This window comes from Shewanella sp. NKUCC01_JLK, from assembly GCF_019345615.1.
Classification (GTDB): Bacteria; Pseudomonadota; Gammaproteobacteria; order Enterobacterales; family Shewanellaceae; genus Shewanella; species Shewanella oncorhynchi.
Genome location: NZ_JAHKRD010000011.1, coordinates 86,683 through 110,861, shown reverse-complemented (window position 1 = coordinate 110,861; position 24,179 = coordinate 86,683). Strand labels below are relative to the sequence as shown.

Genomic DNA, 24,179 nt, shown 5'->3' with positions numbered 1-24,179 from the left:
CTTATATTTAAATAAATGAATAACCTAGATTTGTAGCAGGTAAGGTAGAACTCGCAGGTCGAGGTGACGAATATTGGCATCCGCCGCCGCTGCCAGCTTAGGTTTGGCATGGAAAGCGATACCAAAATCCGCTGCCATCACCATAGGAATATCATTCGCGCCATCGCCGATCGCGACTCTTTGGCCTTTTGGAATTTGCCACTGCTCACTGCAACGCTCAACCACATCCGCTTTAAACTGCGCATCCACAACTTTACCTGTTACTTCCCCCGCAAGTTTACCGTCAGTGATCACTAACTCATTAGCAAAGGCCGCATCTAAGTTTAGAAGCTGCCTTAAATGGCCAACAAAAGGCGTAAAGCCGCCAGATGCCACCACTAAACGCCAGCCATGGGATTTAAGCTCTAAAAGCATAAGCTCAAGCCCAGGCATCAAAGGCAAGTTGTCGCACAATGTCGTGATAATACTGGCATCGGCGCCCTTAAGCTGTGCCACACGCTGACGCAGACTCTGCTCAAAATCTAGCTCACCTTGCATAGCACGTTCAGTAATCGCCGCCACGCGCTCACCCGCGCCTGCCATGGCCGCTAATTCATCAATACATTCAATCTGAATCGCAGTGGAATCCATATCCATCACTAATAAACCGGGATGATTCAAGCGAGGCAAATCAAAATTGATGACATGCAGTTCAGCTAAAGATTGCGGGAATGCCGCTAACTGCGCCTGAGAAGGCAAATTTACCAGTGCCAACTCGATACAATGTAAACCAACTTGGCGTTCGATATGTGCGATACCGATAACGTTAGACTGAGGTAATTGCGCTATCCATGCCGATATTGTCGACTCTACCACGGCATCTTGATAAATAATTCGCACACGTGAAACACCTGCGGGGTTTGCTGACTCTTGATAACGTTCAAACACTTGCCCTTGGCGTTCAAACCTTGGGGAATGGTCAGAGACTAACCACAAAAAAAGCGCATCTTGGTTCAAGCTTTCCATCGGACTTAAATTCTCCAACTATCGGGCTCACTCAGAATCAATTATGATTAGGCAAGCGCTCTACATTTTAAGGGTCAAAGTGTTATATCTTAAAGGGCTAAAGAAAAGCCATAAAATCAGTAGACTGATCCAAATTGCCGCCGCCTTCGCCTTAATATTCGGCTTAGTGCAATTGTGGCAAACAAGCCTACTACAAGGTCAGCTGCTTCTAAAGTCCCAAACTCAAAAGATGGCCAGATTACTGGTACAGCAAACCGCTTATGGTGCCGCACCCGCGCTACAACTGCAAAATGACGAACAGTTGCAATGGCTCGCCAGCGCTTTAGTGGAAGATCCTAAGGTGATGTCCGCCGCCATCTTCAGTGACCAAGGCATGCGGCTATCCTTCGCTCAAAGCATCACTAAGGATGTAGTTGATCCTGACTCGGAAGAAATGAATTTGCTGCTAAGCAAATATCCTCCCTATGTAGAGCCCGTGATCCAAGAAGGGAAAAATCTAGGTTATGTCGAAGTCAGGCTTGATACCAAGTTATTTTTCAACGAAATCAAAGAAGCCCATAATTTAAACATGGAGCAACAACAAATCATGCTGCTGGTTGCAGGCTTGATTGGTATGTTGCTTTCACGCTCTTTGTCTTTCAAACGTGCCGACTTCGACCGCCGCCGCTTTCGGGTTAAGTTGCGTCAAGCGCCGAAAAAACCTGAGAAACGATCATCAGCTAAAGAGCAATCAGAAAGTGTTAATGATGGTTTGGCGCAAGTGCTAACCGAAGATCAAACAGTGTTGACCACTGATCATCCACAAGAAAAAGCGGCTAAACCCACTAAGGCGCCAAAAGCAGTGACAGAGACCCGTGTTGATAAGCTCGTGCAGGAAAGCGTGCAAACTAAGGCCGAAAAAACGTCAGAAAATTCATTGGAATTACAGGATAATACAGCAGTTGAAAACGCGGCAAACGATGCGGAACAAACGGTACCTGTTAAGGTTAAACCTAAAGTGAAAAGTGTCCGTCGGGTAAAACACGCGGCTAAAGCAACAGCCGCTGCGGCCGAAACCTCGACGCCAAAAACACCCAGTGAACCAAGTGATCTCGACACAGATTCAACAGGTTAATATCTATTTCGATAGATAAGGTAAATCACTAATCTATTGATAGCTAAGCTCTAGATAAGCCATAAACAAGCAATTTCTAATAACCAAACCATTAATAACAAAGTCGAATAGAACAGCCGCTAAAAATTGGCATAAAAAAGGGTTCGCATTGCGAACCCTTTTTCAGTAGCACACTCTTACAGAATAACAGTTACAGTGTAATCGCCGCTTCTAATGTCATGATGATCATATCATTGAATGTGGTTTGACGTTCTTCTGCAGAAGTCTTTTCACCGGTGCGGATATGATCAGATACAGTCACAACGCACAGGGCACGCGCACCAAACTCATGGGCAACACCGTACAGGCCAGCCGCTTCCATTTCAACGCCTAACACGCCCATTTTCTCCATCACGTCAAACATTTGTGGGTCAGGAGTGTAGAACAGGTCCGCAGAGAAAATGTTACCTACGCGAACTTTAGTCCCGCGAGCTTTCGCAGATTCGATAACCGCATTCATCAGCTCATAGTTAGCGATAGCGGCAAAATCTTGGCCTTTAAAACGTAAACGGTTAACCGCTGAGTCAGTACATGCACCCATACCGATGATCACGTCACGTACTTTAACGTCAGTGCTGATCGCACCACAAGTACCCACACGGATCAGGTTCTTAACGCCGTAATCACGAATTAATTCAGTTGCATAGATAGAGCATGAAGGAATACCCATGCCAGAACCCATTACTGAAATACGCTTACCTTTGTAAGTACCAGTAAAACCTAGCATGTTTCGAACATCAGTCACTTGCTCAACATTTTCTAAGAATGTTTCAGCAATATATTTTGCACGTAATGGATCGCCTGGAAACAGCATTGTCTCAGCGAATGCGCCCTCTACAGCATTAATGTGTGGTGTTGCCATCGAAATAACCCCTGTTTATTTTATTAAGACTTAAGTCTTTGTTTACTGGCGGCAAATGTCAGCCGCCAAATCGAAATAAATGCTAATTTGCCTAAAGGAACGATTCGCCATAGGCCATAGGTTCAAGCTTAAAGTGGCTCGCAATAGATTGGCCGATATCGGCAAAGCTATTACGACGACCCAGCGATCCCGCTTTCAATCCAGCGCCAAAGGCTAATACTGGCACATATTCACGGGTATGATCCGTGCCTTGCCATGTTGGATCGCAACCGTGATCCGCCGTTAAAATCAGCAGATCGTCTTCACCTAATAATGCGAGCATTTCAGGCAAACGGGCATCAAAATATTCCAGCCCTTTGGCGTAACCAGCAACATCACGGCGATGACCGTAGTGAGAGTCGAAATCAACGAAGTTAGTAAACACTATAGTGTTATCACCCGCAGATTTCACTTCGGCTAAGGTCGCATCGAAAAGTGCTTCTAAGCCGTTCGCCTTCACTTTTTTAGTGATACCACAGTAAGCATAAATGTCGGCAATCTTGCCTACACTCACCACTTCACCGCCAGCCTCTTTCAGCTTATCGAGTACAGTTTTTGCAGGTGGCGCGAGCGAATAATCCTTACGATTGCCGGTACGGGCAAAATCACTTGGACCAGTACCATCAAATGGACGGGCAATGACGCGACCTATGTTGTAAGGCTCTAACTCTTCACGGGTTATTTCGCAAAGACGATAGAGATTTTCTAAACCAAACGTTTCTTCATGGCAAGCGATTTGGAATACTGAATCAGCAGAGGTGTAGAAAATAGGCTTGCCAGAGCGCATGTGCTCTTCGCCTAACTCTTCTAAAATGGTTGTACCTGAGGCATGGCAATTACCTAAGAATCCATCCAGACCTGCACGGGCTAAGATCTTATCCGTCAGTTCTTTAGGGAAAGAATTTTGGTGCTCGCTGAAATAACCCCACTCGAATAGTACGGGCACGCCCGCCATCTCCCAGTGACCGCTCGGCGTATCTTTACCCGAACTTAACTCTTGTGCATGACCATAAGCACCAATCAGCTCAACATTATCGCCAAAACCGGGTGCAAAGGCACCAGTACTTTCCATCGCTGCATGGCCTAAACCTAAGCGCGCTAAGTTAGGTAATTTCAGCGGGCCTTCACGGCCAATATCGGCTTTGCCTTCGGCGCATGCTTTAGCAATATGACCAAAGGTATCGGAACCGACATCACCAAAGCTTGCTGCATCAGCAGAAGCACCGACTCCAAAGGAGTCCAACATCATAATAATGGTACGTTTCATAATTCTTCCTTAAAGATCCGATGCACGAATATAGGCATAGATCTCAGGTGTTTTTTCTGGAGCGGTTTCACCAATGTGAATCGCTTTTTTCACCGCAAGTTCAGCTTCCGCGAAGGCGGCTTCAGACTGTGCATGGATAACGGCAATCGGAGTCGATGAATCTACTTTATCGCCTAAAGCACACACTTGAGTTAAGCCAACACTATAGTCTAGTGCATCACCAGGCTTACGGCGGCCGCCACCTAAGGTCACAACCGCTAAACCTAATTCACGGGTATCCATGCTATAGGCATAACCTTGCATATCGGCAAAAACTGGACGAATAATTTGTGATTGCGGTAGGTATTTACTGTAGTTTTCAACAAAATCGACTGGACCACCAAGACCCGACACCATCTTGCCAAAGAGTTCTGCAGCGCGACCATTATCGAGCACACGATTCAGTTTAGCGCGAGCGTCGGCTTCATTGCTTGCAAGACCGCCCAGAAGCAACATCTCAGCGCAAAGACCCATAGTGACTTCATATAAACGCGGGTTACGGTAAGCACCCGTTAAAAAGTCGATGGCTTCTTTCACTTCAACCGAGTTACCTGCGCAAGATGCAAGCACTTGATTCATATCTGTAAGCAAAGCTGTCGTTTTAGTGCCCGCGCCATTAGCAACAGCTGCAATACTGCGAGCTAATTCTTCCGATGCTTCATAGGTTGGCATAAAGGCGCCGCTACCGACTTTCACATCCATCGCCAACGCATCTAAATTACAGGCTAATTTCTTAGACAAAATCGACGCAGTGATGAGGGAAATGGATTCAACGGTGGCGGTATTATCGCGGATAGAATAGAAACGTTTGTCGGCAGGAACGAGATCGCCTGTTTGGCCAATAATCGCCACACCGACTTCTTTAACCACTTTACGGAACAATTCACTTGATGGCTCAGTTTGATAACCCGGAATGGCATCAAACTTATCGAGCGTGCCGCCCGTATGACCTAGGCCACGCCCAGAAATCATAGGCACATAACCACCACAAGCCGCAGCCATAGGGCCAAGCATAAGGCTAATCACATCACCCACACCGCCAGTGCTGTGTTTGTCGATAACAGGGCCATTGAGTCCCAATGACTGCCAATTAAGTACAGTGCCAGAATCACGCATCGCTGTTGTTAAAGCGATTCTTTCATCCATGTTCATGTCATTAAAGTACACAGCCATGCCTAATGCGGCAATCTGGCCTTCGGACACTGCGTTAGTAGTGATACCTTGAACAAAAAACTGTATTTCTGCGGAACTTAGCGCTAAACCATTACGTTTTTTACGAATAATCTCTTGAGCTAGAAACATGATACTGCCTCCAAGATAGACACTAACAACCCTGTCGCTAGTGCTTATCTTTGCAATGAAACATCAAAACTGTAGCAATATTACAAGTTCATACTATCGAAGTTTTGAGTTTGCCAAATAGATTTAGGTCACACTTAATTAGGCTCGCTATACGCTGATAGTATTAATCAGCGATAGTTTGCAATTAATAGCCTTGAGTCGGCTTAGGCGCATCAGCTAATTCTAGTGTGTGTAACAAGCTGTTTAGTAAACTTGAAGCACCAAATCTAAAGGTACGTGGTGAAACCCATTCAGCACCTAAAATACGCTCAGCAACACCAAGGAATTCAGCCGCTTGTGCAGCATCACGCACACCACCGGCAGGCTTGAAGCCTACTTGTGTATTCTTCTCGCTGATCACAGTTAACATGATTTCAGCCGCTTCAAGTGTGGCGTTTACAGGCACTTTACCTGTAGAGGTTTTAATAAAGTCAGCACCTGCATCGATTGAAAGCTCAGATGCACGGCGGATAAGAGCAGGATCAGCTAACACGCCAGATTCGATGATGACTTTTAACAAGACTTCACCACAGGCTTCTTTACAGGCTTTAACTAATTCAAAACCAATTGTTTCATTGCCTTCCATCAGTGCGCGGTATGGGAATACCACGTCAACTTCGTCGGCACCATAGGCAACAGCGGCGCGAGTTTCTAGCACAGCAATGGCAATGTCATCATTGCCATGGGGGAAGTTAGTCACAGTGGCAATTTGGATATCTTCAGCACCGATTTCATCTAACGTCTTGCGTGCAATCGGGATGAAACGTGGGTAAATGCAGATAGCGGCAGTATTGCCCGCAGCCGTTTTCGCTTTGTGGCACAGGTCGATCACTTTTTGATCTGTGTCGTCATCATTCAAAGTCGTTAAGTCCATTAACTCAATGGCGCGTTGTGCTGCTTTTTTTAAATCAGTCATAATAGCTCTCCAAAATAAAAATTAAATGAATAGAAATCAGTCGCATAAAAGCAACGCTTGAGAGGTGGCATTATTTTGATTATTTTTATATGGCCGGGCCTTCAGGCGGTGCCGAGTAATTTGCTTGTACAAACTACCTTGTTGTAGGTATTCAATCTTGCCTAAGTCATAAAGAGCAATAGGCATCCTGACACTTAAAATAACTTATAAGTGACCACGACTTGAATCCTTGAAGACCGGAAGAGAGGATACGAATAAAATCTTGCTCCTACTTTTCCGCGAAAAATCCATTTTAGCGCGAGAAAAACACAAACCTTTATATAAACCCACTTGTTAGCCTAATAGGCTTAGATAAAGACTCATGGTAAAACTAAAGATGGAGCCGCATAATGCGGCTCCAACAAGCAATAATTACAAGAGATTAGAACTTGTAAGTTGCTGACAGGTAGTGTGACCAACCTGTTGATTCTAGAGCTAGAGCACCAGCACCATCTTCTAACAGATAAACGTCTTTGAAGCCTTTCAAGCCATAGCCCAGAGCATAACGATCTGAATGCCAGTATAGGCCGAAGAAGATGTTACCACCGTTTGACGTTTTTGGTACGAAAGCAGCTTGGTCTTCATCTGCACCGAATTGATAATCGATGTAACCTTGGAATGACAGGAAGCTCTTGTTATCAAAGAAGTAGAAAGGTTTGAACCAGTTAGCAGAGAACTGATATCCGTTCCACTCTTTAGCATTCAGGTCGTAGAAACCATATAGGTTCATACCTGTTTTGCCTAACCAAGGCACGTTTACATCAGCACCAACACCCCAGAATGAAGAGTTAACGCCTTCACCATTCAGACCATCCCAGTTGAACAGAGTAGAGAAGTAAACTTCTTGAACTGGGCCAAAAGATAAGTCTTTACCAGTCAAAGCATCGATAGACACACGTGGAGCAAACTTCATGAAAATTTTGCTTGTGCCAGAACCTGGGTTCTTGTCACCGTTGCTGCTTGATTGGTTTGCTAAGTTGAATACGTCAACATAACCGTATAGATCGAATACGCCAGAACGACCGCCGAATTCCATTTCTAAGTAGTTGTGTTGATCGCCTGTTGCTGGGTTATCTGGCTTTTCACCAATAGAGTACATAGCGTTGAACTGCATCCACTTATAATCAGTACCGTGAAGATCAGTACGATCAGCAGCAAATGCGTTGCCAGAGATTGCTGCTACTGCAGTAGCGGCTAAAGCTAAAGTTTTAACGTTTTTCATCATCAACCCCATTTATCTTGTTTGCTACCATCGAGGGTAGCGTTCTTTTTGTGGCGTTCGCATTCTACCTAGATTAAAAAAAATCTCAATAATCTAGCGTAAAATCACAAACACAAAATTCTTAATTGTGAACAAAGTCGCGACTTCTGCATTACGATTAATTAACGTAACCGTAGACTCACGACATTTAAGACAGAATGACAGCTACACTTCAGTTGCATTCTGTGTCTTTCAATTGGAGAAACTATTCACTACAGGAATCACTACTGGAAAATGGTTGAATTAACTTAGGCCCTGCCCTGCATGGTCAGGACCCAGTTAGTGGGGTTTCCCCCTACTGTTGCTACTTAGATAGCTAAGAACAAACCAGCAAGTGTTGCGCTCATTAAGTTAGCTAAAGAGCCGGCGATAACCGCACGAATACCCATTGTAGCTAAATCATGACGACGGTTAGGAGCCATAGCACCTAAACCACCAAGCAGAATCGCGATTGAAGACAAGTTAGCGAAACCACACAGAGCAAACGAAATAATCGCTTGTGTTCTATGAGTCATCACAGCTTGTGTCTCAGCAACACATAACGGCAGACCTTTAACAACTTCAGCAGCTACTGCTGTACAAGCCGTGGCAGCATCAGAGATATATGGAGCAAAGTTTAAGTAAGCAACGAATTCGTTAACAATGATCTTTTGACCGATGAAAGAACCTGCTACTAATGCTTCATTCCAAGGCACACCGATAAGGAATGCTAATGGCATGAACACATAGCCAAGGATCAGTTCAAGTGTTAAACCTTCAACGCCAAACCAACCACCCACACCACCAATAATGCCGTTGACCATAGCGATCAAACCAACGAAGGCTAACAACATAGCGCCTACGTTTAAGGCTAAATGCATACCTGATGAAGCACCTGCAGCAGCGGCGTCTAATACGTTAGCTGGTTTGTCAGGATCTTCTGGTAAATCGCTCATGTCATTTTTAGCAGCTTCAGTTTCAGGGTGCATCAGTTTAGCCATTAATAGACCACCTGGTGCTGCCATGAATGAAGCGGCAACTAAGTATTCGATAGGTACACCCATCTGCGCGTAACCAGCCAATACTGAACCCGCGATTGATGCCAAACCACCCACCATGATCGCAAACAGTTCAGACTGCGTCATAGTTGGAATGAATGGGCGAACCACTAATGGGGCTTCAGTCTGACCAACGAAGATGTTAGCAGTTGCTGACATAGATTCAGTACGGCTTGTGCCCAATGCTTTTTGTAAACCACCACCGATGATACGGATGATCCACTGCATAACGCCTAAGTAATATAGAACCGCAATCAGAGAAGAGAAGAACACAATAACGGGTAACACGTTAACTGCGAAGATAAAGCCAAGTTTGAAGTTAGCTAAATCACCAAACAGGAAACCGATACCGTTTTGTGCGTAACCAATAACGCTAGAAACCGCATCAGACATTCCTTTCAGAATGTCTTTACCAACAGGAATATACAGTACAAAACCACCGAAGGCAGCTTGGATAGCTAACGCGCCGCCCACTGTACGTAAATTAATTGCTTTTTTGTTATTCGATAGGAGGAAACCTATCGCAAGTAGGGTGACCACCCCTACTAAACTCATTAATATATCCATTAACCATCACCCTATTGTTAACACTTTTTAATTATGTTGTTAATCAACCTATTTCCGAGTCAGATTATACCCGAGGCAAAGTCGAAAATCGTCGTTTTGATCATATTTTTGGAGTTTAATTTCAATCGCTTAGTGCAGAATGCTAGTGCGACCTACACCTGTTTATTTAAAAACAGCTAAAGGTCAAACAGTTGCATTGCATTCAACACCAAGTGTTCTGATATTAGAACACTTGATTTTTTTTGCAAATTGGCAATTTTGTCTATAAAAAAAACAAGGTTAGCGGGCTGGTTACGTTTTTCAGTAACATTTATCGGCGTCATTGCAGGAGAGTCAGTCTCAAGTATGAAGTGCTGAAGTGGTAATTCGCTGACAGTTTTGAGCAATTTTTTGGCATTAGGGTTCATAATCAAACCACCAATTCCCAGCTTAAAACCTAATTTGATATATTCCAGTGCAATTTCAGTACTGCCAGAAAAAGCATGTATCACACCGCCTCTAGGCAATTGATGCTTTTTCAAACACCCTAAAACCTCTGAATGTGCTTTTACGCTATGAATAATAACTGGCAGATTAACGGACTTAGCTAAAGCTAATTGTGCCTCAAAAAATGCAAGCTGCTGAGACCACGTTGAGGAATAGAGCTTATCTAAGCCACATTCACCAATAGCAACAAAGCGAGGACATTCTAGTAACGCCGAAACTTGAGATGTTAATGCTAAGATCCCAGCATCAACATCCTCTGGACAAAACCAAGGATGAATACCGAGGGCAAAATAAGTTTGGTATTGTTCGGCAACGACGAGCTGTTTGTGCCAGTGCTGCGGGGACACACCAGGAATAATCAGATTATCTACGCCAACACTGTGCATTCGCAACACCACATCGTCGCGGTCAACATCAAACTCAGCAAAATCCAAATGGGCGTGGGTATCAATCACAATAAATTCCTCACTCTGCGGTCGATTTACCAATTGAATGAAGTTCGGGTGGCGATACTGTTTCGTCAACCACCAAAGCTTTAGCGCATTTTACCGCTAATGGAGGATCTTCAAGGCGCGGCATGCAACAGCGACGATTTTCAGGTGTCAGCCCCATTCGGTCGCACCAATGAATATAAGCCTGCCATGTTTTTGTGATCCAATTCGCCATCATTCACATCCAGAACCGATTTTTAATTTTCATTAGATACAAAAATGGCGGTGAATTCACCGCCATTTCAACCACTATTCTAGACCGAACCCTATTAATGTTCGCGGGTTTTCGCAAACTCAATATCAGGATATCTTTCCATCGAAAGATTAAGGTTAACCATAGTTGGTGCAATATAGGTTAAGTTATCGCCACCATCGAGAGCCAAGTTTTGGCTACACTTACGGCGGAACTCTTCAAGCTTACGCTCATCCTTACAATAAACCCAGCGAGCTGTCGACACGCTAATACCTTCGTAAATAGCTTCGACGTTATATTCACTCTTCAGACGACCAACAACCACTTCAAACTGCAGTACACCCACAGCGCCAACAATCAAATCGTTAGTATCAATTGGGCGGAATACTTGTACAGCACCTTCTTCAGATAACTGTACTAAGCCTTTTAAGAGTTGCTTCTGTTTAAGCGGATCACGCAGACGAATACGGCGGAACATTTCAGGGGCGAAGTTAGGTACGCCAGTGAAACGGAATTTTTCACCTTGGGTAAACGTATCGCCAATACGGATAGTGCCATGGTTATGTAAACCGATGATATCGCCAGGGTAAGCTTCTTCAGCACGTTCACGATCGCCCGCCATAAAAGTCAATGCATCGCTAACGTTAACATCTTTACCAATACGCACATGGTGCATTTTCATGCCCTGCTCGTAACGACCTGAACAGACACGCATAAAGGCAACACGGTCACGGTGTTTTGGATCCATGTTTGCTTGGATCTTGAACACGAAACCGGTGAATTTTTCTTCATCAGGCATGATAACGCGTGTATCGCTTTCGCGCGGTAATGGCTTAGGTGCCCACTCGACGATGCCGTCAAGAATATGGTCCACACCAAAGTTACCCAAAGCAGTACCAAAAAATACTGGGGTCAACTCGCCTTTCAAGAAAGCTGAATGGTCAAATTCATGCGACGCGCCGCGCACTAATTCCATCTCATTGCGCAAATCAGCGGCATAACTGCCAATCGCTTTCTCAAGATCAGGATTATTAATGCCTTTAATTACGCGACGCTCTTGGATCGTGTGTCCCATACCGCCTTGATACAACACCACTTCATCACGCAGTATGTGGTAAATACCTTTAAATTCTTTACCGCTGCCAATAGGCCAAGTAATAGGTGCACAGGCAATATTCAGCACGCTTTCGACTTCATCCATTAGATCAATAGGATCACGGATATCGCGGTCGAGTTTATTCATAAAGGTCACAATCGGCGTATCACGCAGACGTGTCACTTCCATCAACTTGATAGTACGGTCTTCAACACCCTTAGCAGAGTCGATCACCATCAAACATGAGTCAACGGCCGTCAGAGTACGATAAGTATCTTCAGAGAAGTCTTCGTGACCAGGCGTATCGAGTAAGTTAACAAGGGCGCCACCATAGGGAAATTGCATGACAGACGTAGTAATAGAAATACCACGGTCTTTCTCCATTTCCATCCAGTCAGACTTAGCATGCTGACCCGATTTTTTGCCTTTAACCGTACCCGCTTTCTGCAAAGCGTTTCCGAATAACAGCACTTTTTCGGTAATGGTTGTTTTACCCGCGTCGGGGTGCGATATGATCGCGAAGGTGCGACGTTTATCGACCTCTACTTTATTGCCTGACATGTTAACCTATGCACTTGTATCGCTAAAAAGGCGCAAATTATAGCGCCTCAGTTCGAGCTTGGCTAGGCAAAGCCCGAGATGAACTCGGGCTGAGAGAGGTTATTTTGTGGCTTCGAGCAAACCTTTGACTTTGGCGAGTTCAATACGCGCATATCTATGTTCGACAAAATCATAGATATTGGTTGCCAATGCTAAGCGAAAATAGTTTGCAGCATCTTGATATTGCTTAGTTTCTATCGCCATTTTTGCAAGGTAAAAATAAGCTTCGCATAAACGTTCAGCATATTCTTTCGGATAAGTTAAGCCTACTTTAGCCGCAGAAAACACCTCGTCACGGCTTTTTTTACCTAAATAATAATCGACGATAACGGTCGCCCAAGCATCATTTTCTAAATTCTGACGATGCTGCGCTAACTGTTTTTTAGCTTCAACGGAGTCAGCTTTCAAATCAATCAAATACAACCATAATGCCCGATAACCGTCTTTATTATCGCCTGCATAAAACGCCTGCATATCTTTAGTCGCTAAATCAATACGGTCGCCATAGTACAAAGCAATACCGCGATTCAAATAGGCATAATCATAATTAGGTGCTAACTCTAATACGCCATCGAAGGCTTCATAGGCGCTGTCGTATTCACCTTCTTGGGTGTAATAAATTCCAAGGAAATTATAGGCATCAGCAAGATCAGGCTGAAGTTTTAACGCTTGCATAAAATCAATCCGTGCGAGCAGTCTTAAGCCCACACTGTCGTAAATCACACCACGATCGTAATGAAATCTGGCTCTCTGTTCATTCGTCAGTTCGACCGTAGCCAAAATCTCGTTGAGTTTTGCCAGTGTCACTTCGACTTTATAATCAGGCATAACTGGCGCGACAACCAATTTACCTTCAACATCATTATGGTTATCTAAAGGAGACTGGGTGGTTGCGCATCCGGCTAACAACAGACTGGCACTCGCCAGCACAGCAACGACAGCGGTTCTAATTTTAAGACTCATCCATTTCTACCTTTTTAGATTCCCAACATACGCAGAAGAATCTTCATGATAGCAATCCCACCACAGGACCGCTATTAGGGAATTAAGATTAATACTGACTTTCTTAATGCTAAAACAAAAAAGGAGATCATTTGATCTCCTTTTGATGCAATCACTTAAAAAGTGTGTGCCTATAAATAAGTCAAAGACTCATTATTCAGCAGCAGCTTCTTTCGTTTGTGCTTCTTTAATTGACAGACGTACGCGGCCTTGACGATCCACTTCCATCACCTTAACGGCAACTTCTTGGTTCAGCTCAAGGTGATCAGACACGTTAGCAACACGTTCATCACTGATTTGTGAAATGTGTACTAAACCGTCTTTGCCCGGCAGAATATTCACGAATGCGCCGAAATCAACGATACGGATAACCTTACCATTGTAGATACGACCCACTTCAACTTCTGAAGTGATTTCTTCGATACGACGGATAGCTTCTTTAGTTGCTTCGCCGTTTGAAGAAGCGATCTTCACAGTACCATCATCTTCTAGTTCAATCGTAGTACCCGTTTCTTCGGTCAGAGCACGGATAACTGCGCCACCTTTACCGATAACATCACGGATTTTTTCTGGATTGATCTTGATAACAGTGATGCGTGGAGCGTGATCAGAAATATCATCACGGTGTGAACCAATCGCTTGATCCATCACGTTCAGGATATGTACACGTGCACCATAGGCTTGTTGCAGTGCGATATCCATGATTTCTTTAGTGATACCTTCGATCTTGATATCCATCTGCAGTGCAGTAATACCATCACGCGTACCCGCAACTTTAAAGTCCATGTCACCTAAATGATCTTCATCACCTAAGATGTCAGAAAGAACAACGAAATCATCGCCTTCTTTCACTAGACCCATAGCGATACCCGCTACAGAAGTCTTGATAGGTACACCGGCATCCATCAGCGCGAGAGAAGTACCACATACTGACGCCATAGAGCTTGAACCGTTAGATTCAGTGATTTCAGATACAACGCGTACGCTGTATGGGAATTCAGCCGCTGAAGGCATAACAGCGTTAATACCGCGCCAAGCTAACTTACCATGACCGATTTCGCGGCGCTTAGGTGATCCCACCATGCCTGTTTCACCAACAGAGTATGGAGGGAAGTTATAGTGCAGCATGAAACGGTTAGTGCGCTCGCCCATGATGCTGTCGATCTTCTGTGCATCACGTTCAGTACCTAAAGTACAAGTGACTAACGCTTGAGTTTCGCCACGAGTGAACAATGCGCTACCGTGAGTACGTGGCAATACGCCCGCTAACACACTTAAGGCACGGATCATGTCTGGTTCACGACCATCGATACGTGGCTCGCCACGGATGATGCGACCACGAACCACTTTCTTCTCTAAGCTACCCAGTAAGTTGTCAACTTCACGTAAATCAACGCTTGGATTGCTCGCTAACAAGGCTTCTTTTGCTGCTGCTTTAACAACAGAAACTTGAGCATAACGATCTTGTTTAACTTGGATTTTATACGCATCACCTAAACCAGCTTCAGCAAGCTCTTTGATTTGAGCGACTAAATCGGCATCTTGCGTTGGTGCAGTCCAATCCCAAGTTGGTTTACCGGCTTCTGCTTTAAATTCAGCAATCGCCTTAATAACCACTTGTTGTTGATCGTGACCGTAAACTACAGAACCTAACATCACTTCTTCTGGTAATGCTTGGGCTTCTGATTCCACCATTAATACTGCACCAGCAGTACCAGCAACCACTAAGTTCAGTTGACTAGTTGCAAGTTGTGCAACACTTGGGTTCAACACGTATTCGCCATCAATGTAACCCACACGTGCAGCACCTAAAGGACCGCTGAATGGAATACCAGAAATAGCCAGTGCTGCAGAAGTACCGATCATGGAGATGATATCTGGCTCGATTTGTGGATCGACAGATACTACGGTAATGATAACTTGAACTTCGTTTTTGAAACCATTAGGGAAAAGAGGGCGAATTGGACGGTCGATCAGACGAGCGATTAATGTCTCATCTTCTGAAGGACGGCCTTCACGCTTAAAGAAACCACCAGGAATTTTACCCGCTGCGTAGGTTTTTTCTTGATAGTTAACAGTCAGAGGGAAAAAGTCACGGCCTGCATCTGCATCTTTTTTACCGACAACAGTGACTAACACTGTCGTGTCACCCATACTCGCTAAAACGGCTGCATCAGCTTGACGCGCTATAACACCTGTTTCCAGGGTGACTGTATGTTGACCATACTCAAAACTCTTTACAATAGGATTCACGTGACCCATTCCTTAATTAATGACCTTGAATTACGCGCGTAAGTATACTGCAATTCGGATCAATAGATAAAGAGCAGATAATGATGACAAATACGTAACTTTTCACTAAAGTGGTTAAATCAACAAAGAGTTGCGGTTTATATTGATACGGAAAATCTCGCCGATGGTGAATAATTATCATGAAGGATGCGCCCGATGACAGGCCGTTTTAAGTCACTGACGTGGAAACAAACTAACCTAGTCGTATTTACTGCCCTATTTTTTGCCATTGCCATTTTTATTGTTGAAATCGCTTTAGTCGTCGTATCAACCAAACAACAACTCACGACCACTCAGCAAGAACTCCTTGATTCAGTTGAACAACCTGCAGCAAATGCCGTATGGGCATTAGATGATAATTTAGCCCGTCAAACTTTAGAGGGTGCCATCAAAGTCGAACATGTTGGCTCGGCGGTGATTGAGCTGGACGATGGCTCAATGTTTGTTTCTGTCAGTAATAATAAGCAGAATAACTCACAGACTTTTATCAGTTTAAGTAATAAATTATTTGATGATCTCAAAGAAATTTCTCGCCCTTTGTATAGGCCTTTTTATTTTGAAGGTACCCAACAACAGCAACTCATTGGTACATTAACGGTTTTCTACGATACCCAAGAACTAACAAACACCCTCTTCTCGCAGTTAAGATTTAGTTTTTTTGCCACTCTCGCTCGTGCACTCTTACTCACCTTAGTGCTTTCCGTGGTATTCCATCGCTTCCTGACTCAGCCTATCGCACGCATCAGTGAGGCCATCGATAAGATCGAACCCGACTCTCCGGACGAAAATCTCTTACCTATGTCCAACGCACACAAGGATGATGAACTCGGCCTAGTGACCTCGAAATTCAACCAAATTCTTATCCAATTTAGCCAAACCCAATCCAAACTGCGCAAAATGGCGACCCGAGATCCGCTAACAGGCTTACCGAACCGCACACTATTGCTTGAAACCATTGCAGTCACTATCCAACGCTCGCGAGTACACAAACGCAGCTTTGCATTGATGTTTATCGACTTAGACCGTTTTAAGAATATCAACGATTCCCTTGGCCACGCATTAGGCGATCAATTCCTCGCTCGTATCGCCCGAATTCTCGAACGATTCGTTGGTGATAAAGGCACAGTTTCCCGCTTAGGTGGCGATGAATTCGTTATTCTGGCCGATACGGTTCACACCCCAGACCAAGCGGCAGATTTTGTAGATAAGCTACTGATCCAGCTCAATGTCCCGATTCAATTAAATGAACATGCAATTCATCCTGCGGCATCGATTGGGATTTCTATTTATCCCGAAGACGGTAACAGCGCTGAAGATTTGATCCGTCACGCTGACATTGCCATGTACAGCGCGAAAGCTGCAGGCTCGAATCAATGGGCCTTCTTCAAACAACAGATGACTGAGCGAGCAGCAGTTCGTTTACGCACTGAAGCATCTTTACATGATGCGTTAAAAAACAATGAATTTTTACTGTATTTCCAACCGAAACTTGATCTGCAAACAGGCAAAGTCATCGCCTGTGAAGCCTTGATCCGTTGGCAAAAAGACGGACGACTCATCAGCCCCATTTCCTTTATTCCCGTCGCGGAAGAGACCGGTATCATCATTCCTATAGGTCGTTGGGTGATAGAGCAAAGCTGTAAAGTACTTAGGGAATGGCAGAAAAAATATAACTATGCCATCCCAATTGCGATTAATGTTGCCTCACAGCAATTTGCCGATGCTAGTTTAGTTCCCGATATCAAACAGATGGCATTACGCTATCAAATCCAACCCGAGTTGCTGGAAATTGAAATCACTGAAACCTCTTTGATGAACGACATTGAACTCGCTATCGCTAAGCTTGAACAATTGAAATCAGCCGGATTTGGTATTGCAGTCGATGACTTTGGCACAGGGTATTCTTCACTCTCTTACCTGCGCCATTTGCCTATCACTACCATGAAAATCGATCGTTGTTTCGTTTCCGATCTACCAGGGGATAGCGCAATTGCATCAACCATTTTAATGTTAGGTAAGCAGCTTAATTTGACCATTGTGGCCGAAGGCATTGAAAACGAGCAGCAATTGGATTGGTTGAAAGAAAATCAGTGCCAAGTCGGCCAAGGTTTCTATTTTAGTCAGCCTCTACCCCAAGCAGAATTTGAAGCGCTGTATATAGCAACACAAACAGCAACAATAAGCAGTCTTGATGGTTTACGTGGGGCTTAGGATACTTACATTGGCACTTAAGTTTCGATTCGATGCTTAATCACATCAAGCTAAGCATAACGGACCTAAACATTAGACTGATTTTGGCTGTAACTTCTGTATATCTCTCGTTTGCACAATAAATATTCTGTTAAATTTTAGGCAATAAAAAAGGAGGCTAAGCCTCCTTTTTCACGTTAGTCGACGCGAAATTAACGACGTAGACCTAACTTTTGGATCAGAGCAGTGTAACGTGCTAAATCAGTACGTTTCAGGTAAGCAGTTAACTTACGACGTGAGCTAACCATACGTAACAGACCACGACGTGAGTGGTGATCATGAATGTGCTCTTTGAAGTGATCTTGCAAATGGTTGATTTGCGCAGTTAACAAAGCAACTTGAACTTCAGTTGAACCAGTGTCGTTTTCACAACGGCCAAAATCAGCCAAAATTTTTGCTTTTGCTTCAGGACTTAGTGACATGTATATCTCCAAATAAATAATATGAATCTCTAGCCGATCACTAACTCAGCCAGAGGGCGCGCTATTTTACCCATAAACCCACCCTAGCGCAATAAAAGGCGGGGACTAATGCATCAACTAATTTAATCATTTGTCGATGGATAGCGGGCTAATGCGTTTCTGCAGGTTCGTCATGGATAACAATGAGTCGTTTCGGCGCTAATAAGCCATCTTCGTTCATTGTGCCAATCCCCACAAATCGGCGAATATCACCTAAAGTGATACGTACCAACTCATCGGTTTTCAATTCTGCATTAACCGGTACCCGAACCGCTTGACCTTGCATTAAGTAAGGAGCTATCGCATCCGGCACATTCACCTCAGGGAAATCGGCCACGGCCGTGTCCATAGGCAATAACAGAGGGTCGAGTAATACGCTCGGATCTATCTTTTGTTCATGTGCATGAGCAACTAGCGCTTCAAGTTGTTCTAAAGTGACCATTCTGGCATAGGGATACTGTGCAACTTGGGTGCGGCGCAGCATAATCACATGGGCGCCACAACCGAGCATCTCACCGAGATCGTCTATGATAGTGCGAATATAAGTGCCCTTAGAGCAATGAATGTCTAAGGTCAGCTCATCGCCTTCAAGACCGATGAAATTTAGCTCAAATACCGTAATAGGGCGAGATTCACGCGGCACTTCTATGCCTTCACGGGCATATTTATACAGGGGCTGACCCTGATATTTCAGCGCGGAATACATAGAAGGCACTTGCTGAGTTTCACCACGGAAGAAATCAAGCGCGGTTAATAACTGCGCCTCGGTAAAATCAATGGCGCGGGTTTGCACCACTTCACCATCGGAATCACTGGTATCTGTCCGTTCGCCAAGTTTTGCAGTGACTAAATAGCGTTTATCGGCATCCAATAGATGCTGAGAAAACTTAGTCCCTTCGCCTAAGCATACAGGTAACATACCTGTCGCTAACGGATCGAGTGCGCCCGTATGCCCAGCTTTATTCGCATTAAAAAAGCGCTTTACCCTTTGCAATGCAAAGTTAGAACTCATGCCAGTGGATTTATCCAGCAGCACTATCCCATCGATAAAACGACCTTTTGGACGACGAGCCATTAATCTTTACCTTCAGTTTCATCTGCGTCATCAGCAATATCATCACCTAAGACTTCATCTTCAACCGATGCGTCTTCGCTGCCAAATTGCTGTTGCTTCGCTTTGTCTTGGTTGATCACTTGGCTAACTAAGTTAGACATGCGCATACCTTCAACCAGCGAGCTATCGTAAATAAAACGCAGTTCAGGCATGACACGCAGCTTCATACGACCCGCCACTAAAGTGCGGATATATGGAGCTGCGCTGATCAAAGCATTTAGCTTTTCTTGAACGACAGCTTTGTCTTCTTCGAAAAAAGTCACAAACACTTTGGCATAGCTGAGATCGCGAGAGACGTCGACGTCATTCACAGTCACAAAGCCAATACGAGGATCTTTCATGTCGCGCTGTAGCACTTGAGCAAGTTCTTGCTGAAGCTGCTGAGCGATTCGACGAGTACGACTGAATTCTTTTGCCATAATATTTCTTACCATAGCTTAAATTGATAAGGGCGGCTAAAGCCGCCCTTATTATCGTTACAGAGTACGAGCAATCTCGACGGTTTCGAATACTTCGATTTGGTCGCCTACGCGAACATCGTTGTAGTTCTTAACGCCAATACCACATTCCATACCATTGCGAACTTCAGCAACGTCGTCTTTGAAGCGACGTAGAGATTCGAGTTCACCTTCGTAGATAACAACGTTATCACGTAGTACGCGAATTGGTGCGCTACGCTTGATGGTACCTTCGGTCACCATACAGCCAGCAATTGCACCCAGCTTAGGTGACTTGAACACATCACGAACTTCAGCCAGACCGATAATTTGTTGTTTGAACACAGGAGACAGCATACCTGTCATTGCTGCACGCACTTCATCAATCAAATTATAGATAACGCTGTAGTAACGTAAATCAACACTTTCACTTTCGATAGTCTTACGGGCTTGTGCATCGGCACGTACGTTAAAGCCAACCATGATAGCGTTAGAGGCAGCCGCTAAGGTTGCATCCGTTTCAGTCAGTGCACCCACACCGCGAGCGATGATGTTCACTTTCACTTCGTCGGTAGACAAACCTGTTAACGAATCAGTAATCGCTTCGAGTGAACCTTGTACGTCTGCTTTAAGAACGATGTTCAGTTCTTTCACTTCGCCGTCTGTCATGTTCGCAAACATGTTTTCTAGCTTAGATTTTTGCTGACGTGCCAGTTTCACATCACGGAACTTACCTTGACGATACAGGGCAACTTCGCGAGCTTTACGTTCGTCACGTACGACTGTTGCTTCATCACCTGCAGACGGAACGCCTGACAGACCTAGAATTTCAACAGGAATAGATGGACCCGCTTCAGTGATTGAACGACCGTTTTCGTCTTTCATTGCACGAATTTTACCGTACTCAAGACCACACAGAACGATATCACCTTGGCGCAGCGTACCTTCTTGAACCAGAATCGTAGCCACAGGACCGCGACCTTTGTCCAATTGTGATTCAATGACCACACCGGCAGCCATACCATCACGTACCGCTTTCAGTTCGAGAACTTCAGCTTGCAGTAAGATACCTTCTAACAGTTCGTCAACGCCTTCACCTGTCTTAGCTGAAACGAAGGCAAACATGTTGTCTCCACCCCAATCTTCAGACATAACACCGTGTTGCGACAATTCGCTCTTAACGCGATCGATATCCGCTTCCGGTTTATCCATCTTGTTCACAGCCACGATTAATGGCACGTTACCAGCTTTAGCATGTTGAATAGCTTCGATTGTTTGCGGCATTACACCGTCATCGGCAGCAACAACTAGCACAACAATATCCGTTGCCTTGGCACCACGGGCACGCATTGCGGTAAACGCGGCGTGACCAGGAGTATCAAGGAAAGTGATCATGCCATTTTCAGTTTCAACATGGTATGCACCGATATGCTGAGTAATACCACCGGCTTCGCCAGCAGCCACTTTAGCGCGGCGAATGTAGTCGAGTAACGAAGTCTTACCGTGGTCAACGTGACCCATGATAGTCACAACTGGTGCACGAGATTCTAGCTTGATGCCATCTTCATCATCACGGTCTTGTAGCACTTGGTGCTCAAGTTCGTTTTCACGGATAAGCACAACTTTGTGACCCATTTCTTCAGCAACTAGCTGGGCAGTCTCTTGATCTAACACTTGGTTGATCGTGACCATAGAACCCATTTTCATCATCTGTTTGATGATTTCAGTCGCTTTCACTGCCATTAAATGCGCAAGTTCAGAAACAGTCACAGTTTCACCGATACGCACATCACGGCTCACTGCTGCCACAGGCTTATTGAAGCCATGCGCCATAGACTCAGGTGCAGTACTGCGGTTACGCATGTGCTTTTCACGGCCGTCACGGGCATCTTTGCCGCCACGTTTTTTCGCGTTGCTCTTGTTACGAGCACGACGTCCGCGTTTTTCTTCATCCAGATCAGAAGTATCTTCAGCAGCACGAGCTACTTTAGATGTCGTGATGTGATGATCACCGTTTTTCTCGGCTTCTAAACGTTGGCGCTCTTCTTCGGCCCAGCGCTTAGAATGTTCTTCAGCGAGTAAGCGAGCAGTTTCTGCCGCTTTAGCTGCTTCTTCGTCTTGCTTACGTTTGGTTGCCGCTTCTTGCGCCGCTTTCAAACGTTCAGCTTCTAGACGAGCCGCTTCTGCTTCTGGTGACATATCTTTAACCACTTTCACTTCGGCTGCTGCTTTAGCTTTAGCCTTAGCTTCTGCTTCCACTTTTGCCTTAGCATCTGCTTCAGCTTTCACTTTTGCTGCCGCAGCAGCTTCTGCTTCGGCCTTTGCTTTTGCCAAAGCTTCTGCTTCGGCTTTCGCTTCTTCTTCAGCCTTCAGAGTAGCCTCATTAGCATCACGCTTAACGAAAGTTCGTGTTTTACGAACTTCAACTTTAACATCTTTAGATTGACCACCATTACCAGCCACACTTAGGGTCGATACGGTTTTACGCTGCAGCGTCATTTTCGTTGGCGCATTTTCGCCACCGTGCTGCTTTTTCAGATAATCCAGTAACTGCTGCTTTTCAGCTTCAGTCACTTTATCAGCTTGGCCTTTCTTAATTCCAGCCTGAGAGAATTGCTCAATCAGACGTTCAACACTTTTACCCACTTCCGTGGCCAATTTCTCTACGGTAGTATCTGCCATCAGTTAAATCCCCCTGTTGATCGACTTATGCTTCTTCGCCAAACCAACAGATATTGCGGGCTGCCATGATGAGCTCACCTGCTTTTTCTTCTGTCAATTCTTCAATTTCGATCAAATCATCAATGCCTTGTTCAGCCAAGTCTTCTAGAGTCACAATACCTTTGCTAGCGAAAACATAGGCTAAGTGTCTTTCAACACCTTCAAGTGCTAGCAACTCTTCACTTGGCTCCACACCATCCAGTGCTTCTTCAGTAGCGAGAGCTCGAGTTGAGATCGCCGCTTTTGCACGTTCACGTAAAGCTTCGACGAGATCTTCGTCAAAACCGTCAATCGCCAATAGTTCAGACACAGGCACATAGGCAACTTCTTCGAGCGACGTAAAGCCCTCATCTGCCAGTACTTGTGCAAAATCTTCATCGACATCCAGTGAGTTAACAAATAAATCAACCACCTTGGCACTTTCTGCCTGATGTTTCTTATTCATATCTTCCACTGTCATAACGTTCAGAACCCAACCAGTCAGTTGTGTTGCTAAACGTACGTTCTGGCCATTACGTCCAATGGCTTGTGCCAAACTATCGGCTTCAACAGCGATATCCATAGAATGGTTATCTTCGTCGACTATGATAGAGGCAACATCGGCTGGCGCCATGGCATTGATCACGTATTGTGCTGGATTATCATCCCACAACACGATATCAACACGCTCGCCACCCAGTTCATTCGAAACGGCTTGTACACGCGCACCACGCATACCCACACACGCACCGATAGGATCGATACGGCGATCATTCGACTTAACGGCGATCTTAGCGCGAGCGCCTGGATCACGAGCAGCGCCCATGATTTCAATCAGTTCGTCAGCGATTTCAGGCACTTCAACACGGAAAAGCTCGATCAGCATTTCAGGCTTAGTACGGCTTAAGAATAACTGTGCACCACGAGCTTCTGGACGTACTGAGTACAATAATGCACGCACACGGTCACCAGGGCGGAAAGATTCGCGTGAAATTAAGTCTTCACGGAACAATACGCCGTCAGCGTTATTACCTAAGTCAACCACTACGCTCTCGCGAGTCGCTTTTTTGACCACACCAGTGATTAACTCACCTTCTTGATCTTGGAACTGCTCAACCACTTGCGCACGTTCAGCTTCACGTACTTTCTGTACGATCACTTGCTTAGCGGTTTGAGTGGTAATACGGTCAAACACCACTGACTCGATATCGTCTTCGATAAACTCGCCAGGCTGGATGTCCGGATTTTCGTAACGTGCCGCTTCTAACGTGATTTCACGATAAGGGTTTTCTAACGCTTCACCGTGATCATCAACCACCATCCAACGACGGAAAGTATCATAACCACCGGTTTTACGGTCGATAGCAACACGAACGTCAATATCACCTTCGTACTTTTTCTTGGTTGCTGTGGCCAGAGCAATCTCTAGCGCTTCAAAAATTTTCTCGCGTGGAACGGCCTTTTCATTTGAAACCGCCTCAGCGACTAGCAGAATCTCTTTATTCATCTCGTCTTGCCTCGTTCACCTTGA

The 24,179-nt window shown here is 44.9% G+C and carries 19 protein-coding genes; 2 read left to right on the top strand and 17 right to left on the bottom strand.

Going from position 1 to position 24,179, the window contains the following annotated elements:
- Positions 1-24 precede the first annotated feature (24 nt).
- Complete coding sequence (gene serB / locus KO537_RS13365; protein ID WP_219234630.1) at positions 25-1,005, bottom strand: phosphoserine phosphatase SerB; 981 nt, start codon at positions 1,003-1,005, stop codon at positions 25-27.
- A gap of 43 nt (positions 1,006-1,048) precedes the next feature.
- Here serB and KO537_RS13360 point away from each other — a divergent pair, with 43 nt between their 5' ends.
- A complete protein-coding gene (locus tag KO537_RS13360; protein WP_251071101.1) occupies positions 1,049-2,119 on the top strand; it encodes an AhpA/YtjB family protein in 1,071 nt (356 codons plus the stop codon).
- Between the two features lie 190 nt (positions 2,120-2,309).
- Here KO537_RS13360 and deoD read toward each other — a convergent pair whose 3' ends face one another.
- The 11 genes from deoD to pnp all read right to left on the bottom strand — a co-directional run bounded on the left by deoD (position 2,310) and on the right by pnp (position 15,647).
- The gene (deoD, locus tag KO537_RS13355; RefSeq protein ID WP_113939310.1) at positions 2,310-3,020 is read right to left on the bottom strand and encodes a purine-nucleoside phosphorylase; all 711 of its coding nucleotides are present in this window, start codon (positions 3,018-3,020) and stop codon (positions 2,310-2,312) included.
- Positions 3,021-3,111: 91 nt separating this feature from the next.
- Positions 3,112-4,326: a phosphopentomutase gene (locus KO537_RS13350; protein ID WP_219234629.1), complete on the bottom strand. Its 1,215-nt coding sequence runs from the start codon at positions 4,324-4,326 to the stop codon at positions 3,112-3,114.
- 9 nt (positions 4,327-4,335) lie between these two features.
- On the bottom strand, positions 4,336-5,667 hold the full coding sequence (deoA, locus tag KO537_RS13345; protein WP_219234628.1) for a thymidine phosphorylase: 1,332 nt from the start codon (positions 5,665-5,667) through the stop codon (positions 4,336-4,338).
- A 184-nt stretch (positions 5,668-5,851) separates the two neighbouring features.
- The gene (gene deoC, locus KO537_RS13340) at positions 5,852-6,622 is read right to left on the bottom strand and encodes a deoxyribose-phosphate aldolase (protein ID WP_219234627.1); all 771 of its coding nucleotides are present in this window, start codon (positions 6,620-6,622) and stop codon (positions 5,852-5,854) included.
- Between the two features lie 421 nt (positions 6,623-7,043).
- Positions 7,044-7,883 (bottom strand): outer membrane protein OmpK, encoded by an 840-nt coding sequence (locus KO537_RS13335; protein WP_113939307.1) that lies wholly within the window; start codon positions 7,881-7,883, stop codon positions 7,044-7,046.
- A gap of 347 nt (positions 7,884-8,230) precedes the next feature.
- Positions 8,231-9,526: a NupC/NupG family nucleoside CNT transporter gene (locus tag KO537_RS13330; RefSeq protein ID WP_105251707.1), complete on the bottom strand. Its 1,296-nt coding sequence runs from the start codon at positions 9,524-9,526 to the stop codon at positions 8,231-8,233.
- Between the two features lie 176 nt (positions 9,527-9,702).
- Positions 9,703-10,467, bottom strand: a complete 765-nt coding sequence (locus KO537_RS13325) for a TatD family hydrolase (protein ID WP_219234626.1) — start codon at positions 10,465-10,467, stop codon at positions 9,703-9,705.
- Between the two features lie 10 nt (positions 10,468-10,477).
- On the bottom strand, positions 10,478-10,681 hold the full coding sequence (locus KO537_RS13320; RefSeq protein WP_198572941.1) for a hypothetical protein: 204 nt from the start codon (positions 10,679-10,681) through the stop codon (positions 10,478-10,480).
- Between the two features lie 91 nt (positions 10,682-10,772).
- Complete coding sequence (gene prfC / locus KO537_RS13315) at positions 10,773-12,353, bottom strand: peptide chain release factor 3 (protein ID WP_219234625.1); 1,581 nt, start codon at positions 12,351-12,353, stop codon at positions 10,773-10,775.
- 99 nt (positions 12,354-12,452) lie between these two features.
- On the bottom strand, positions 12,453-13,355 hold the full coding sequence (gene nlpI, locus KO537_RS13310; RefSeq protein WP_168822816.1) for a lipoprotein NlpI: 903 nt from the start codon (positions 13,353-13,355) through the stop codon (positions 12,453-12,455).
- Between the two features lie 192 nt (positions 13,356-13,547).
- Entirely contained in the window at positions 13,548-15,647 is a 2,100-nt protein-coding gene (gene pnp / locus KO537_RS13305; RefSeq protein WP_105251702.1) for a polyribonucleotide nucleotidyltransferase, read from the bottom strand.
- Between the two features lie 195 nt (positions 15,648-15,842).
- On the opposite strand from pnp, the gene KO537_RS13300 reads away from it, so the two are divergent.
- Positions 15,843-17,897, top strand: coding sequence for an EAL domain-containing protein (locus tag KO537_RS13300; RefSeq protein ID WP_105251701.1), 2,055 nt, complete (start codon positions 15,843-15,845; stop codon positions 17,895-17,897).
- A 191-nt stretch (positions 17,898-18,088) separates the two neighbouring features.
- Here the strand turns inward: KO537_RS13300 and rpsO are convergent, their stop codons facing one another.
- The 5 genes from rpsO to nusA all read right to left on the bottom strand — a co-directional run bounded on the left by rpsO (position 18,089) and on the right by nusA (position 24,155).
- Positions 18,089-18,358 (bottom strand): 30S ribosomal protein S15, encoded by a 270-nt coding sequence (rpsO, locus tag KO537_RS13295; RefSeq protein ID WP_028761447.1) that lies wholly within the window; start codon positions 18,356-18,358, stop codon positions 18,089-18,091.
- A 148-nt stretch (positions 18,359-18,506) separates the two neighbouring features.
- Complete coding sequence (gene truB / locus KO537_RS13290; RefSeq protein WP_219234624.1) at positions 18,507-19,472, bottom strand: tRNA pseudouridine(55) synthase TruB; 966 nt, start codon at positions 19,470-19,472, stop codon at positions 18,507-18,509.
- Positions 19,472-19,930, bottom strand: a complete 459-nt coding sequence (gene rbfA / locus KO537_RS13285) for a 30S ribosome-binding factor RbfA (protein ID WP_105251700.1) — start codon at positions 19,928-19,930, stop codon at positions 19,472-19,474. Before rbfA ends, truB begins: the two co-directional genes overlap by 1 nt.
- A gap of 57 nt (positions 19,931-19,987) precedes the next feature.
- A complete protein-coding gene (gene infB / locus KO537_RS13280; RefSeq protein ID WP_105251699.1) occupies positions 19,988-22,630 on the bottom strand; it encodes a translation initiation factor IF-2 in 2,643 nt (880 codons plus the stop codon).
- 25 nt (positions 22,631-22,655) lie between these two features.
- On the bottom strand, positions 22,656-24,155 hold the full coding sequence (nusA, locus tag KO537_RS13275) for a transcription termination factor NusA (RefSeq protein ID WP_028761452.1): 1,500 nt from the start codon (positions 24,153-24,155) through the stop codon (positions 22,656-22,658).
- Positions 24,156-24,179: the final 24 nt, after the last annotated feature.

Coding starts and splice junctions, on each gene's coding strand:
- rpsO (WP_028761447.1), bottom strand. CDS start 18,358: ATGTCACTAAGTCCTGAAGCAAAAGCAAAAATTTTGGCTGATTTTGGC.
- nusA (WP_028761452.1), bottom strand. CDS start 24,155: ATGAATAAAGAGATTCTGCTAGTCGCTGAGGCGGTTTCAAATGAAAAG.
- KO537_RS13320 (WP_198572941.1), bottom strand. CDS start 10,681: ATGATGGCGAATTGGATCACAAAAACATGGCAGGCTTATATTCATTGG.
- prfC (WP_219234625.1), bottom strand. CDS start 12,353: ATGTCAGGCAATAAAGTAGAGGTCGATAAACGTCGCACCTTCGCGATC.
- nlpI (WP_168822816.1), bottom strand. CDS start 13,355: ATGAGTCTTAAAATTAGAACCGCTGTCGTTGCTGTGCTGGCGAGTGCC.
- serB (WP_219234630.1), bottom strand. CDS start 1,005: ATGGAAAGCTTGAACCAAGATGCGCTTTTTTTGTGGTTAGTCTCTGAC.
- infB (WP_105251699.1), bottom strand. CDS start 22,630: ATGGCAGATACTACCGTAGAGAAATTGGCCACGGAAGTGGGTAAAAGT.
- KO537_RS13360 (WP_251071101.1), top strand. CDS start 1,049: ATGATTAGGCAAGCGCTCTACATTTTAAGGGTCAAAGTGTTATATCTT.
- truB (WP_219234624.1), bottom strand. CDS start 19,472: ATGGCTCGTCGTCCAAAAGGTCGTTTTATCGATGGGATAGTGCTGCTG.
- KO537_RS13330 (WP_105251707.1), bottom strand. CDS start 9,526: ATGGATATATTAATGAGTTTAGTAGGGGTGGTCACCCTACTTGCGATA.
- deoD (WP_113939310.1), bottom strand. CDS start 3,020: ATGGCAACACCACACATTAATGCTGTAGAGGGCGCATTCGCTGAGACA.
- deoA (WP_219234628.1), bottom strand. CDS start 5,667: ATGTTTCTAGCTCAAGAGATTATTCGTAAAAAACGTAATGGTTTAGCG.
- rbfA (WP_105251700.1), bottom strand. CDS start 19,930: ATGGCAAAAGAATTCAGTCGTACTCGTCGAATCGCTCAGCAGCTTCAG.
- KO537_RS13350 (WP_219234629.1), bottom strand. CDS start 4,326: ATGAAACGTACCATTATTATGATGTTGGACTCCTTTGGAGTCGGTGCT.
- KO537_RS13335 (WP_113939307.1), bottom strand. CDS start 7,883: ATGAAAAACGTTAAAACTTTAGCTTTAGCCGCTACTGCAGTAGCAGCA.
- deoC (WP_219234627.1), bottom strand. CDS start 6,622: ATGACTGATTTAAAAAAAGCAGCACAACGCGCCATTGAGTTAATGGAC.
- KO537_RS13300 (WP_105251701.1), top strand. CDS start 15,843: ATGACAGGCCGTTTTAAGTCACTGACGTGGAAACAAACTAACCTAGTC.